This window comes from Terrabacter sp. Ter38 (genome assembly GCF_024519435.1).
Classification (GTDB): Bacteria; Actinomycetota; Actinomycetes; order Actinomycetales; family Dermatophilaceae; genus Terrabacter.
This window is the reverse complement of the sequence record NZ_JALJRZ010000001.1, coordinates 271104-284726: the sequence shown is the minus strand read 5'-3', so window position 1 is coordinate 284726 and position 13623 is coordinate 271104. Positions and strand designations below refer to the sequence as shown.

The 13623-nt window shown below is 71.8% G+C and carries 11 protein-coding genes; 8 read left to right on the top strand and 3 right to left on the bottom strand.

Translation table 11 applies throughout. The features are described 5' to 3' along the window. The first annotated feature begins 70 nt into the window (after positions 1-70). The 4 genes from NR112_RS01305 (at position 71) to NR112_RS01290 (ending at position 5519) form a co-directional block, all read left to right on the top strand. Complete coding sequence (locus tag NR112_RS01305) at positions 71-1210, top strand: ferredoxin reductase (protein WP_256792181.1); 1140 nt, start codon at positions 71-73, stop codon at positions 1208-1210. A gap of 42 nt (positions 1211-1252) precedes the next feature. Next, complete coding sequence (locus NR112_RS01300) at positions 1253-2416, top strand: acyl-CoA desaturase (protein ID WP_256792180.1); 1164 nt, start codon at positions 1253-1255, stop codon at positions 2414-2416. A gap of 236 nt (positions 2417-2652) precedes the next feature. Further along, on the top strand, positions 2653-3954 hold the full coding sequence (locus NR112_RS01295) for a hypothetical protein (RefSeq protein WP_256792179.1): 1302 nt from the start codon (positions 2653-2655) through the stop codon (positions 3952-3954). 62 nt (positions 3955-4016) lie between these two features. Continuing rightward, the gene (locus tag NR112_RS01290) at positions 4017-5519 is read left to right on the top strand and encodes a cell wall metabolism sensor histidine kinase WalK (protein WP_256792178.1); all 1503 of its coding nucleotides are present in this window, start codon (positions 4017-4019) and stop codon (positions 5517-5519) included. On the opposite strand, the gene NR112_RS01285 is transcribed toward NR112_RS01290, so the two are convergent. Then, entirely contained in the window at positions 5435-6169 is a 735-nt protein-coding gene (locus NR112_RS01285) for a response regulator transcription factor (protein ID WP_256792177.1), read from the bottom strand. The genes NR112_RS01290 and NR112_RS01285 overlap by 85 nt on opposite strands. A gap of 171 nt (positions 6170-6340) precedes the next feature. Between NR112_RS01285 and asnB the strand changes: the two genes are divergently transcribed. Genes asnB through NR112_RS01265 form a run of 4 tightly spaced genes read left to right on the top strand, consistent with a single transcriptional unit; the run spans position 6341 to position 12163 of the window. After that, positions 6341-9244, top strand: a complete 2904-nt coding sequence (asnB, locus tag NR112_RS01280) for an asparagine synthase (glutamine-hydrolyzing) (RefSeq protein WP_256792176.1) — start codon at positions 6341-6343, stop codon at positions 9242-9244. Next, the gene (locus NR112_RS01275) at positions 9241-9960 is read left to right on the top strand and encodes a phosphatase PAP2 family protein (protein WP_256792175.1); all 720 of its coding nucleotides are present in this window, start codon (positions 9241-9243) and stop codon (positions 9958-9960) included. The genes asnB and NR112_RS01275 overlap by 4 nt, the downstream gene beginning before the upstream one ends. Further along, entirely contained in the window at positions 9957-10847 is an 891-nt protein-coding gene (locus tag NR112_RS01270; RefSeq protein WP_256792174.1) for a polysaccharide deacetylase family protein, read from the top strand. The genes NR112_RS01275 and NR112_RS01270 overlap by 4 nt, the downstream gene beginning before the upstream one ends. Positions 10848-10870: 23 nt before the next feature. Continuing rightward, the gene (locus tag NR112_RS01265; RefSeq protein ID WP_256792173.1) at positions 10871-12163 is read left to right on the top strand and encodes a YncE family protein; all 1293 of its coding nucleotides are present in this window, start codon (positions 10871-10873) and stop codon (positions 12161-12163) included. Positions 12164-12401: 238 nt separating this feature from the next. On the opposite strand, the gene NR112_RS01260 is transcribed toward NR112_RS01265, so the two are convergent. Beyond that, positions 12402-13016 (bottom strand): maleylpyruvate isomerase N-terminal domain-containing protein, encoded by a 615-nt coding sequence (locus tag NR112_RS01260; RefSeq protein ID WP_256792172.1) that lies wholly within the window; start codon positions 13014-13016, stop codon positions 12402-12404. A gap of 52 nt (positions 13017-13068) precedes the next feature. Next, positions 13069-13566 carry a pyridoxamine 5'-phosphate oxidase family protein gene (locus NR112_RS01255; protein ID WP_256792171.1) on the bottom strand — a complete coding sequence of 166 codons (498 nt, stop codon included), beginning with the start codon at positions 13564-13566 and terminating at the stop codon, positions 13069-13071. Positions 13567-13623: the final 57 nt, after the last annotated feature.

Sequence of the window (13623 nt, the reverse complement as noted above, 5' to 3'; positions counted from 1 at the left end):
ACAAGAGTTCCCGAAAACTTCACGCCCTGCGGTCAGGATCCTACCCTTGGATGTCAGTCATGCTGGGGGCATGAGCCTGACCGCGCCCTCGAAACCCTCGACCCGAGCCGCCCGACCGTCGTTGCGACGCCGGTTCCTCCGGCTCGCCGAGCGCGCGACCTCCCCGCTGCTGCCCGCGGACTACCTCGACCTCTTCGACCCGCTGCGCCCCGGTGCCGACCTGCGCGGGCGCATCGTGGCCGTCCACCCCGAGACGGCCGACGCGGCCACCATCGTCATCCGCCCCGGCGCCGACTGGGCCGGCCACGTGCCGGGACAGTACGTCCGCGTCGGTGTCGACGTCGACGGCATACGCCAGTGGCGGGCCTACTCCCTGACGCACGGCCCGCGCGCCGACGGCAACATCTCCATCACCGTGAAGGCGGTGCCTGACGGGCTCGTCAGCACCCACCTCGTGCGCGAGTCGCGACCCGGCACGCTCGTGCACCTCGAGCAGGCCCAGGGCGAGTTCGTGCTCCCCACCGACGGGGGGAAGTTCCTCTTCGTCACGGCGGGGTCCGGCGTCACCCCGGTCATCGGCATGCTGCGCAACCTCTTCCCCGTGGCCGACGACGGCGTCGTGCGCCTGGCCCGCTCGGCGGCATACGACATCGTCGTCGTGCACGTCGCCCCGAGCGAGCCTCACTCGATCTTCATCGACAACCTCCGCGCCCTCGACGATGCGGGGCTCATCCGTCTCGTCGCCCGCTACGACGACGAGCACGGCGTCCTCGACGTCGCCGACCTGGAGACCCTCGTTCCGGACCTGCACGACCGGGCGACGCTCGCGTGCGGACCCGGCGGGTTGCTCGACGCGCTCCAGCGCCACCACGACGAGCGCGGGCTCGACCTGCTCACCGAGCAGTTCCGCGCCACGACCCTCGTCGTCGGCGAGGGCGGCACGGTCGACTTCACCGGCTCGGGGACGACCGTCGACGCCGACGGTGCCACCCCCATCCTCGACGCCGCCGAGGCCGCCGGCGTCCTCATGCCGTCCGGGTGCCGCATGGGCATCTGCTTCGGCTGCGTCCTGCCCCTGCGCGAGGGAGCCGTGCGCGACCTGCGCACCGGGGCCGTCACGACCGCGACCCCCGGCGAGACCGAGGGCCAGGGCGTCCCGATCCAGACCTGCATCTCCGCAGCCGCCGGCGCCTGCGTCATCGACCACTGACCTGATCCACAGACCCCAGACCCCCTGACCAGAGGAGTCACCATGACCGTCCTGCAGAAGAAGTCCCACAACCCGATCGGGCACCTGACGCCCGAGGACGTCGAGCAGATCGGCGTCGAGCTCGACGCGATCCGCCAGTCCGTCATCGACACCCGCGGCGCCGACGACGCGGCCTACATCCGCAAGGTGATCGCCACCCAGCGCAAGCTCGAGCTCGGTTCTCGCGCAGTCCTGCTCGTCTCCATGTTCCCGCCCGCCTGGGTCGTGGGCACCGCCGGCCTCGCGGTCGCGAAGATCATCGAGAACATGGAGATCGGGCACAACGTCATGCACGGCCAGTGGGACTGGATGCGTGACCCGAAGATCCACTCGACGACGTGGGAGTGGGACAACGCCAGCCCGTCGGAGCAGTGGAAGCACTCGCACAACGAGCTGCACCACACGTACACGAACGTCATCGGCAAGGACAACGACCTCGGCTACGGCATCATGCGCGTCGACGAGGACCAGCGCTGGGTGCCGCTCTATGCCGCGCAGCCGGTGTGGAACTTCGTCAACGCCTGCTTCTTCGAGTACGGCATCGCGGCCTACGACCTCGAGCTCGGCAAGAACCTCGCGACCAAGGAGCGCCGTCAGGACCCCGACTTCCGGGCGCGTGCCAAGGTGACGCTGAAGAAGATCCGCAACCAGATGACGAAGGACTACGTCATCCACCCGCTGCTCTCGGGCCCGTCGTTCCTCAACACGCTCGCCGCGAACGCCACGGCCAACCTCATCCGCAACCTGTGGACGCACTCGGTCATCATGTGCGGCCACTTCCCCGAAGGCGTCGAGACCTTCGAGCGCCGGTCGATCGTGGGGGAGACCCGCGGCGAGTGGTACCTGCGCCAGATGCTCGGCTCGGCCAACATCAGCGGCAGCAAGGCCATGCATTTCATGACCGGCAACCTCAGCTTCCAGATCGAGCACCACCTCTTTCCCGACCTGCCGAGCAACCGCTACCAGGAGATCGCCCCGCAGGTCCAGGACCTCTTCCGGCGCTATGGCCTGACCTACACGACGGGGTCGCTGCCGCGCCAGGTCGCCTCGGCCTGGAAGAAGGTCATCCGGCTGTCCCTGCCGAACGACTTCCTGGGCCGCAACAAGGGCGCGTCCGTCACGGACCTGCCGACGTCGGAGACAGCGCGGGAGCACGCGGCCGCCTGAGGACCCACCGGCGCGTGTCGGCGCGCTGGCACGAGTGGATCCTCCTCAGCGTGCGCTCAGCGCCGCTACGAGATCGTCGAGACGCCGGGAGACCTCCTCCCGGCGTCTCGACGTCCTGACCCGCGCGGCCACCGGTGGCCGCGTCACGCGCTCCACGTGGATGGGCCACGGCGTGACCCCGTGGCCACCCGGACCGGCAGGACCGTCGAGTCAGCTCTCTCCGTGGAGGATTTCGCATGTCTGACGCCCTGACGTCGACCGTCGCAGGGAAGGCAGCTCATCAGGTGCCCCGCCCCGTGTCTGCCCAGCTGCTCAACAAGGTGCCGGCCATCACGGCCACCTTCTGGCTCATCAAGATCCTGTCGACGACGATCGGCGAGACGTTCGCCGACTACCTCGCCGTGCAGGTCGGCCTCGGGACGCTCGTCACGGACGCAGCCATGATGACCCTCCTCGTCATCGCCCTGGTCGCCCAGCTGCGGACGCGGCGCCTCGTGCCGTGGCTCTACTGGCTGACAGTCATCCTGGTCAGCATCGTCGGCACCCAGATCACCGACTTCTTCACCGACACGCTCGGGGTCAGCCTCTACGTCAGCACCGCGGTGTTCGCCCTGGTGCTGGCCGCGGTCTTCACGGTGTGGTGGCGCCAGGAGCGCACCCTGGCGATCACCGCGATCGACACGCCGCGGCGCGAGCGGTTCTACTGGGGCGCGATCCTCACGACCTTCGCGCTCGGTACGGCCGGCGGTGACCTTGCCACCGAGGCCCTGTCGCTCGGCTTCCGGAACGGTGTTCTCATCTTCGGTGGGCTCATCCTCGCCGTCTGGGTCGCCCGTCGCGCCGGACTGAACGCCGTCCTCGCGTTCTGGATCGCCTACGTCCTGACGCGACCGCTCGGGGCCTCGCTCGGCGACCTGCTCACGCAGAGCCGCGACTTCGGAGGTCTGGGTCTCGGCGCCAGCCTGACGAGCCTCGTCTTCCTCGCCGTCATCGTCGTGCTCGTCACTCGCGAGCAGGTCAACGTCAACCGCCACGGCATCCGCGCCAAGGGTGAGGCCCCGGCCGTGCACCCGCGCCGCGACTACGCCTGGGCGGCCGCAGGCTCGGTGGCCGTCATCGCCGCCGCCGCGGCTCTTGCGCCGACTGCCGCTCCCGCCTCGGCCACTCCCTCTGGCACGACCGCCGGTGCATCGTCCGGCACCCGGGCCACCGCCACGCGGGCCAACCCGTTGGAGACGGACGCGACGTCGCCGATCGGGGACCTGCGGCCGTTCGCCGTCATCGTCGACGACGTCGCGGCGAAGACCCGGTCGGGCGACCTGTCCGCAGCAACGACGCGGATCAAGGACCTCGAGGTCGCCTGGGACGACGGGGAGGCCGCGATGAAGCCGGCGTCGCCCGACGACTGGCACACCATGGACGCCGCGATCGACGGTGCGCTCACGGCGCTGCGGTCGACACCGCCCTCCACGGCGGACAGCGCCGCTGCGCTCAAGGCTCTCCAGTCGACGATCGGCTCGCTGGAGAAGAAGGCCTAGCAGGCCGATCGGGCAGAATCGTGGTGGCACCGACCGTGCCTCCCCAGACCGGAAGGAGCCCGATGACGGCCCGCTTCCGACTGCCCACGGGAGTCCGGGGACAGGCGACGGTCGCCGCCGCAGCCGTGGTGGCCGTCGCCCTGCTCCTCGGCAGCGCCGTGCTCGTCCTCGTGCTGCAAGGCGCACTGACCCAGACGCTCCAGGCCAGTGTGACCTCCGTCGTCGACGAGGACGCCGCCGTGCTGTCCGTCGACGGGACCGCGGGCCTCGCGCGAAGCGAGCGCGACGAGGGTCCCGACAACGTCCTCGTCCAGGTCATCAGCCACGAAGGGGGATCACCCCACGTGGTCTACACCTCGAAGGCGTCGCGGACAGAGCCGGTCACCGACGCGCGACCGCCGGCCGGCCAGACCGTGGTGACCGGCCGCTCCTCGCTCCCGCTGCCGCTCGACCTGCAGGACCCGCTCGTGGTCGCTCGTGGGGTCGAGGTGGGCGGGGCCACGTACGTCCTCGCGGCCCAGGCGTCCCAGGAGGCGCGCGAGCAGGCCGTGCGGACCACGGCCATCCTCCTGGCGGTCGCCCTGCCGTTCCTCGTGGCCCTCACAGCGATGATCACCTGGTGGCGGGTCGGGCGCGCCCTCAGCTCCGTGGAGGCCATCCGCTCCCACGTCGAACGCACGAGCGCTTCCAGGTTGCAGGACCGCGTGCCCGTGCCACCGACCCAGGACGAGATCGCGCAGCTGGCCGTGACGATGAACTCGATGCTGAGCCGACTCGAGGCCTCGCAGCGCGCCCAGCGTCGCTTCGTCTCCGACGCCAGCCACGAGCTGCGGTCGCCCCTCGCAACCATTCGGGCGTCGCTCGACGTCGTCAGCCCCGACGATCCCGAGACCTCCTGGGAGCAGCTCGACCCGATCCTGCGTGGCGAGACCGAGCGGATGAGCCGGCTCGTCGACCACCTGCTCCTGCTGTCGCAGGCCGATGACCACGCGCTCACGGTGAGCAGCCGCGACGTCGACCTCGACGATCTCGTCGACCGAGAGGTCCGGCGACTTCGCCCGCTGACTCCGTTGACCGTCCGTCTGACGAACGCCGCCGTGCGGGTCCGCGGCGACGAGCACCAGCTCGAGCAGGTCCTGCGCAACCTGCTCGACAACGCGGCCCGGCATGCCGTGGCCGCTGTAGACGTCACCGTCGAGCAGGTGGGCCGTCGCGCCGTCGTGCGGGTGGACGACGACGGACCCGGCATCACCGTCGCGGACCGAGAGCGCGTGTTCGAGCGCTTCGTGCGGCTCGACGAGAGCCGCTCACGCCACTCCGGGGGAGCCGGCCTGGGTCTCGCCATCGCCCGGGAGCTCGCCGGGGCACACGGTGGGACACTCTCGGTGCGCGAGTCACCGTCCGGCGGCGCCTGCTTCGAGCTGACGCTGCCGTTGCCCCCGGTGCCGGAGCCGCCGGCTCTTGGAGCCGAAGCCGTGGATCAGGCGGGCTCGGCCGGCTCTGCCGGCTCGGCTGGTCCGGCAGGTCCGGCAGGTCCGGCAGGGCCCGCCTCGAGCAGCCGGTAGCCCACGCCCCGCACGGTCTCGATGCTCGCCTCCGCGAAGGGCGTGTCGATCTTGCGGCGGAGGTAGCCGACGTAGACCTCGACGATGTTGACGTCGCCGTCGTAGGCCGGATCCCAGACGGCGTCGAGGATGGTGGCTTTCGTGACGACCTCGCCCGCGTGCATCATGAGGAAGGTCAGGAGTGCGAACTCCTTGGGGGTCAGAGCGATCTCCGACCCGTGTCGCAGCACGCGCCGTCGCACCGGGTCGAGCGACAGGGAGCCGTTCGTGAGGACCACGGGACGTTCCGGGGCGCCGCGTCGGATGAGCGCCCTGAGCCGGGCGACGAGCACGACGAAGCTGAACGGCTTCGTGAGGTAGTCGTCCGCACCGAGGTTGAACGCCTCGGCCTGGTCGTGCTCACCGTCGACGGCGGTCAGCATGAGCACGGGCGTCCACACTCCCGCCTCGCGCAGTCGTGCGATCACCTGGTAGCCGTCGAGCCCGGGCAGCATGATGTCGAGGACGATGACGTCGTACGCGGACTCGGTGGCCGCCCACAGCCCGTCCTGGCCGTCATGCATGACGTCGACGACGAACCCCTCGCGCGTCAGACCACGTCGGACGACCTCCGCGAGGGACGTCTCGTCCTCGACCACGAGCACGCGCATCGATCAGACCTGCCGAGCGTCGACGCCAGGGACGGCAGGTTCGCGCATGTCGGTCATGGCTCCGAGCCTAGGTCGGCGCGCCTGAACGGTGGCTGAGAACCGGCCTCAGGGTCCTCTCAGCGGCGTCGTCGCACGATGGTGGATCAGACGACCGTCGTCGGAAGGAAGCGCATGTGTGGAATCGCTGGGTACTTCGGCCTCGAGGAGGACCGTGCGCTGCTGGCCCGGATGAGCGCGGCCCAGCGTCACCGTGGGCCCGACGACTCGGGTACCCACGTCGACGGCCCCGTCGGGCTGGCCCACCAGCGACTGTCGATCATCGACCGCGAGGGCGGGGGGCAGCCGATGGCCACGCCCGACGGCAGGTACGTCCTCGCGTACAACGGTGAGGTCTACAACTACCGCGCCCTCCGGGACGAGCTCGCTTCGGCGTCACGGACGTTCGTGACGCACAGCGACACCGAGGTCGTCCTGCAGGCGTATGCCGCGTGGGGACGTGAGGCGTTCGACCGCCTCAACGGGATGTTCGCGATCGCGGTCTGGGACCGCGACGAGCAGACACTGACCCTGGCCCGCGACCAGTTCGGCATCAAGCCGCTCCACGTGAGCCGGGTGTCTGAGGCGCACGGAGGACGAGGCGGCCCCGGAGGGTCGTGGCTCTTCTCCAGCGAGATCAGGCCGATCCTCGTCAGCGGCCGTCACGACCGGGCGCCCAACGAGAGGAGCCTGTTCCGCTATCTGCGCCATCGGGTGCACGACGACGGTGCCGAGACCTTCTTCGACGGCATCGAGCGGTTGCTGCCGGGTGAGATGGCGACGATCAACGCTGACGGGTTCGAGCGTCGGCGCTACAGCACCCTGCAGCACGACCTCGAGCGCGCTCGTCCCGCCGCGACCGGTGCGGGTGCGGAGGAGGTCGCGGCCCTGCGCGACGGGCTGAACGAGTCCATCGCGCTGCGGCTGCGCTCGGACGTGCCGGTGGGCACGTCGCTCTCGGGTGGGCTCGACAGCTCGACCATCGCCGTCGGGATCGACCGGCTGCTCACCACGCACGACACGTCGGCCGAGGCCGTCGGGCCTCGGCAGCAGACCTTCTCTGCGGTCTTCCCCGGCTACCGCAACGATGAGGAGCGCTGGGTGGACGACGCCGTCGACGCGTGCTCGGGTCCCGTGCAGTCGCACCGGATCCGGCCGACCTCCGACGACCTGCTCGCCGACCTCACCGACTTCGTGCGCACCCAGGAGGAGCCCGTCGTCTCGACCGGACCGTACGCGCAGTACCGCGTCATGAAGGAGGCGAGCCGGCACGTCACCGTGATGCTCGACGGACAGGGGGCGGACGAGATGCTGGCGGGATACGTCCCCCAGACCGTCACGCACCTGCGCAGCCTGGTCTCCCGGGACCGACGCGCCGGTCTCTCGGAGATCGTCGCCTCTCGCGACATCCTCGTCGGTCAGGTCCGCTCGCGGCTCCGGACCCGGCTGCAGGGCGGGGGATCGGTGAGCCAGCTCCTCCGACGGGACTTCAGGGCCGCCCACGCGGACGACACCTACGCCGTGGAGGGGGCGACCCTGCGACAGCGCCTCGTCCACGACCTCTTCGTGGCCTCGCTGCCAGCTCTGCTGCGCTACGAGGACCGCAACTCGATGCGCTTCTCGGTCGAGGGTCGGGTGCCCTTCCTCGACCCGGACCTCGTGCGCACGGTCTTCGCGATGCCCGACGACGCGATCATCCGGGACGGTTGGAACAAGCATGTCCTGCGCGATGCCGAGGAGCACGTGCTTCCGGCCTCGATCACCCGACGGCGCAACAAGATCGGCTTCACGACCCCGCAGAACGAGTGGTTCCACGAACAGCGCGAGTTCATCTACCGGGTGTTCCTCTCCGAGTCGTTCGCGAGCCGGCCCTACTTCGACCGGACCGAGGTCCTCAACGCCTTCGAGCAGTGGCTGAGTGGCCGGGGCTCGCTCGACTCCATGGCCTTCTGGCGCATCCTCAACGTCGAGCTCTGGCTGCGCGAGTTCTTCGACGTGCGTGCCGAGCCCGCCGCCGACGACACGTCCGACGCGAGGTCGGGCGCGGCCGGCCCCGCGGGCGGAGCGGCCCGTGGGGCAGGCTCCCCGACGGCCCCCGTCACCAACGAGGGGAAGGACCTCGACATCGAGCTGCCCGACGGCACCCGGGTCCGTCGCCTCCCGGTGCGCACCGCGCAGGTGGCCGACACCGACGACCTCGTGGCCATGGTCGTGGACGGGGTCCGCGCACACCTCGACGCGCTCGGTGACGGCCGGTCCGTCGCGGGAACGGGGTTCAGTCGCTGGTACGTCTTCGTCTCGGAGAAGGTCGTCGCGATCACCCAGCACCGCTCGTTCTTCATCTGGGACATCCCCGTCAGCCGAGCCGCGCGCGTGCTGAGCCGTCACGTGACGCGGACTCCCGCGGGCATCGGTCTCGGGTCACCGTTCACGATGCAGCTGGCGATCGACGAGGCGGGTCTTCCGCGGGTGCTGCTTGCCGCGGCGGCGGGAGCCGCGGGCAAGCTCGTCGGACGGCGGGGCCTCTTCTACACCGTCGTCGGGGGCGACGTGCGCGCCATCGACGGGCCGACCGAGTACTCCGTCCACCCGGCCAACCTGTCGGCCAAGCTCGCCCCCGAGGATCCCGACCGTGTGTCTGCGACGATCTCCGCGGCGATCCGCGCCGCAGTGCCCCAGGGCCTTGCCGACACCTTCGGTGGCACCGTCGTCATCGACGCGAACGACCTCGGCTGCAACGTCCTCGGGACCGACGCCGCGGGCGACCGGGCCCGGATGGAGCAGATGTTCGCCGACAACCCGCTGGGCCAGGGGGCGCAGCGCACCCCGGTGGCGCTGGTCCTCGACGACCTCCGGCTCCCTGACCCGAGGCCCGCGAGGGCTCCCGACACGGGCCCCGACGCAGGCCCCGACGCAGGCCCCGACGCGGGCCCCGACGCGGACCCGACCCGGGCCACGCACCCGACCCGGGCCACGGACCCGACGCCGCTCGTGACGGCATACGCCGATCCCGCCGGGGCGAGCGGACGGTTCGCATGACCACCGTCGTGACCTCCGAGCCGGACACGGCGAAGCGCCGGCGGGCGCGTCGGTGGGTCTGGGTGGTCTGGGGGATCGCGCTCCTCGGCGTCGGCCTCGCCGTCGGCCTCGCCGTGACGGCTGTCGGCGCATCCCGCACCGGAGAGCTGGGGCTGGACGTGCTCATCTCCGGGCACCGGGACCGTCTGCTGACCGCGGCCGCCCAGTTCGTCGACGTCGGCCTCGGCACGCGCGTCGCCCCGGTCCTGTTGCTCGTGGGCTGCGGACTCGTCTGGACGAGAGACCGGTTCGCCGCCGTGACCATCGGCGTCCTGACCGTGGTCGGCTGGCTCTCGGTCGAGGTCGGCAAGGTCCTTGTCCACCGCCCCCGGCCGCCGGCCACCACTGTCCACGCCCTCGTCGCGGAGACTGCCGCCGACAGCTACCCGAGCGGACACACCGCGTTCGCCGCGGCGACGGTCTTCGCGGTCGTGGCTGCACTGGTCCTGACCGGGCGGTCCCCGCGGGTCGCCTGGGCCGTCGGGCTGCCCTTCGTGGCCGCCGTCGCCCTCTCGCGGCTGTACCTCGGGGTCCACTACCTCGCCGATGTCGCCGCCTCGGTCGTCTTCGCCGGGGCGTCGGTTCTCGTGGTGACGGCCCTCGCCACGCCCGCACTGCCGTGGCTGCGGAGACGGCTGGGTCCTCGCGCCGGCGAGCCAGAGGCGAGAGACGCATGAGTCCACGGGAGCCGGCCCCTGAGCGACCCGTCGCAGTGCCCACCGTCCGACGGGGCACGTCTCGGAGAGCTGTGCTCGCCGCGGCCGCAGGCGCTCTGGGGTCGGCCGGTGTCGCCGCGTGCTCGGCAGCCCCGGAGGTCCCGCCGTCCAAGGCTCAGGGAACGCTCCCGGCCACCCGCGCACCCGCAGCGCCGACCTCCGGCGTCCCGACCTCGGCACCCACGGCTCCGACCGGGCCATCGGCGGCTCCCACCACGTCGACGCAGGCCGACACGGTCCTCGCGACCGCCGGCCCCGACATCCGGTCGGTCTCGTCCGGTCGGCACGAGGTGGCGCTGACCTTCCATGGCGCCGGGCCCGCCTCCCTGACGGCGACCGTCCTCGACATCGCCCGCGCCCACGGCGCCCGGGTCACCGTCTTCGCCGTGGGCCAGTGGCTGCACGCCAACCCGGCCCTGGGCCGCGCCGTCCTCGCGGGAGGCCACGACCTGGGCAACCACACGTGGAGCCACCGACCCATGCGCAGGCTCACCGCCGCAGAGGCCGACGCCGAGGTGAGCCGAGGGGCGGCCGAGGTGGCCCTCGTGCGCGGCTCGGCCGGGCTGCTCTTCCGGCCGTCGGGGACTCCGACGAGCACCGCCGTGATCCGGGCAGCCGCCCGCGCCTCCGGCTATGCCCGGTGCATCTCCTACGACGTCGACCCCCAGGACTACCTCGACCCCGGGACGACCGCCGTGCGGGAGCGCACGCTCGCAGACGTCCGGGCGGGGAGCATCGTCAGCCTCCACCTCGGTCACGCCGGCACCGTGGCTGCGCTACCCGGCATCCTGGCGGGGCTGACCGCCCGCGGTCTCCGGGCGGTCACGGTCAGCGAGCTCCTGGCGTGAGACCCTCCCGCGCTCGTGCCGCCGTGGGACCGCTTCGCGGCGTCGTGGTCCTGCTCGCCCTCACGGTCACGACGAGCGCCCTGCTGGCCGACTGCTCGACGTCCCGGACAGCCGCCGCCGGTGCGCCGAGTCCGTCGTCGCAGGGCGTCGCCGTCCTCGGGCCGGGCCGTACGGCCCCCGCGCCGACCTCCTCGGGCTCACCCTCGGCGCGTCCGTCCGGGCCCGCGTCGCCGGACGCCGGGACGATGCAGCCGTATGCGTTCACGGGCGCGGGGAGCCTCGCCGCGGAGGCCCGTCGGGCGCGGCCGCTCGTCTACGTGCCCGAGCAGCTCGCCGGGACGGTGCAGGTCATCGATCCGAGGACGTATGCCGTCATCGCCACCCGACGCGTGCCGCGCTCACCCGAGCACGTGGTGCCGTCCGCGGACCTGCGTCGCCTCTGGGTGAACAGCGACGCGGGCAACGCCCTGACGCCCATCGACCCGCGCACGGGTGCCGTCGGCACCCCCGTGCCGGTGCGCGACCCGTACAACCTCTACTTCACGCCGGACGGACGGAGCGCGCTCGTCATGGCCGAGCGGCTCCGTCGGGTGGACGTCCGTGACGCTCGCACCATGGCCCTGCGGCGTTCCCTGCCGGTGCCGTGCGCTGGGCTGAACCACGCCGACTTCACCGCCGACCTGACGAGGATGCTCGTCAGCTGCGAGTTCAGCGGCGACCTCGCCGAGCTCGACGCGTCCGCCACTCGGGTCGTCCGGATCGTCGACCTCAACCGCATCCGGACCCCGGGAGCGACCCGCGCGGCCGATGCCCGGTCGATGGGCGGTCCCGCGGCCATGCTCGCGTCGGGCGCTACGTCGATGCCCCAGGACGTGCGTCTCTCTCCGGACGGCCGATCCTTCCTCGTCGCCGACATGCTGCGCAACGGCATCTGGGTCATCGACGCGACGACCTTCCACGTGACGCGGTTCGTCAGGACGGGCCTGGGCGCGCACGGCATCTATCCCGCCCGGGACGCGCGACGCGTCTTCGTGAGCAACCGGGGCGAGGGGAGCGTCAGCGTCCTCGACGGCGGCACTCTGCGCCGGCTCGCGACGTGGCGGATCCCCGGCGGGGGATCCCCCGACATGGGAGGGGTGACGGCCGACGGGAGCGAGCTGTGGTTCTCCGGTCGCTACGACTCCTGCGTCTACGTCATCGACACCGTGACGGGCCGTGTCACCCACCGCATCCGGGTGCGACCGGGGCCGCACGGCCTGCTCGTCTGGCCGCAACCGGGCCGCTTCTCGCTGGGTCACACGGGCAACATGCGATGACCTCGTGGCCGGACGTCGCGCGGTCCGGAGATCTGCTGAAAAACCGTGTCATGAAAACGCGGGCTGATCGTCTACAGGGGGAAGGGACGCCCCCGGGCGTCCTGGCAACAGCCTCGGGTGTTCGTGGAGGGGTACCCCAGGCTGGCCCGTCGGGGACGGGCAGCACCGGACAGAGCCCCCGCTCGCCCACCTGAGCGGGGGCTCTGTGCGGCCCGCGGGCAGATCACGGCGGCGCCGCTCAGCCCCGGACCGTCGGGTCCCAGCGCCAGGTCTCGAGACGGGGCCGGCCCGCGAGGGCACCGCGACCGCAGCACCACAGCAGGACCTCCGTCGGGTCGCCGTCAGGTGCCTGCGGGAAGAGCCGCAGCAGCACAGCGGCCGTGAGCGCCTGCGGCGGCATCCACCCGAGCCCCAGTCCGCGGGTGACGTCGTGGGTGTGCACGAGCACCTCGACGACGCCCATGGCCGCGAAGCCCTCCGCGTCCGCGACGCCGGCCGGGTGCCAGGCCCGCACCGCGGCCGGCGCGGCCCGGCAGGCCAGGTGCAGCAGCTCTGCGCACGTGACGACCGAGGCGACGAGACGGTCGGGCGCAGCGGCGTCCTCGACCACGAGCTCCATCGGCAGGTAGGCCGCGTCCGGCTGCGCGACGACCTGGCCGGCATACGAGAAGAGCACGTCGGCCACGTGGGCCGCGGTGTGCCGGCACGACCAGTCGAGGTCGCCTGCCGGTGCGCGCCAGTCGCGGTCGACGGCGGCGTCGAGGACGCGGCGGCACTCCGCCGCCACGGACGGGAGGAGGTCGGTGATCGGGCGCGGATCGGTGAGGGACCCGGGACTCGTCGCGGTGGTCATGACCTGACCGTGCCACCGGATCCGGACGGTCCCCGACCGGGAAGGCACGGACTCAGGCGCGCTGCCGGCGGTCGCGCTCCAGGACCAGCTCCTCGACGGCGCTCGGCAGCGTCGTCTCGAAGTCGATGAGCTTCGCCCACGTCGGGGTCACGACGATCCGGACCATCCCGTCGTAGAGCGAGCGGACCTCCGCCTCCCACACGACCCGCTGCTCAGGCGTCATCGAGTACGTCCCACTCATCTGGAGGTACTCCTCCGGGATGCCGCCGACGACCTCGAGCTCGGCCGTGCCGCGGACGAGCAGCATCGTCGGCGGGTGCACCTCGGTGTCGATGGTGAGCGCGACCACCGGGTCGCGACGCAGGGCAGGCAGCTTCCGGGCGTTCTTCGTGGTGCACATGACCAGCTGGGTCCCGTTCCAGGTGAAGGCGATCGGGATGACGCGCGGTGTGCCGTCCATCGCGACGTAGGCCAGGCGGGCCACGTCGCGGAAGAGCATCTGCTGGCTCCCGGGCCGGTTCAGGACCTCGGTGATCTCGTTCGGTTGCACGGTCGTCCTCCGTCATCGGGTAGGCCTCCGGGTGGGGGCCCTGCACCTGTGGGACGG

What these genes read in the sequence shown, in the direction of transcription:
- NR112_RS01290 (WP_256792178.1), top strand. Translation starts at nt 4,017, where the DNA reads ATGACGGCCCGCTTCCGACTGCCCACGGGAGTCCGGGGACAGGCGACG.
- NR112_RS01285 (WP_256792177.1), bottom strand. Translation starts at nt 6,169, where the DNA reads ATGCGCGTGCTCGTGGTCGAGGACGAGACGTCCCTCGCGGAGGTCGTC.
- NR112_RS01295 (WP_256792179.1), top strand. Translation starts at nt 2,653, where the DNA reads ATGTCTGACGCCCTGACGTCGACCGTCGCAGGGAAGGCAGCTCATCAG.
- NR112_RS01305 (WP_256792181.1), top strand. Translation starts at nt 71, where the DNA reads ATGAGCCTGACCGCGCCCTCGAAACCCTCGACCCGAGCCGCCCGACCG.
- NR112_RS01300 (WP_256792180.1), top strand. Translation starts at nt 1,253, where the DNA reads ATGACCGTCCTGCAGAAGAAGTCCCACAACCCGATCGGGCACCTGACG.
- asnB (WP_256792176.1), top strand. Translation starts at nt 6,341, where the DNA reads ATGTGTGGAATCGCTGGGTACTTCGGCCTCGAGGAGGACCGTGCGCTG.
- NR112_RS01275 (WP_256792175.1), top strand. Translation starts at nt 9,241, where the DNA reads ATGACCACCGTCGTGACCTCCGAGCCGGACACGGCGAAGCGCCGGCGG.
- NR112_RS01260 (WP_256792172.1), bottom strand. Translation starts at nt 13,016, where the DNA reads ATGACCACCGCGACGAGTCCCGGGTCCCTCACCGATCCGCGCCCGATC.
- NR112_RS01270 (WP_256792174.1), top strand. Translation starts at nt 9,957, where the DNA reads ATGAGTCCACGGGAGCCGGCCCCTGAGCGACCCGTCGCAGTGCCCACC.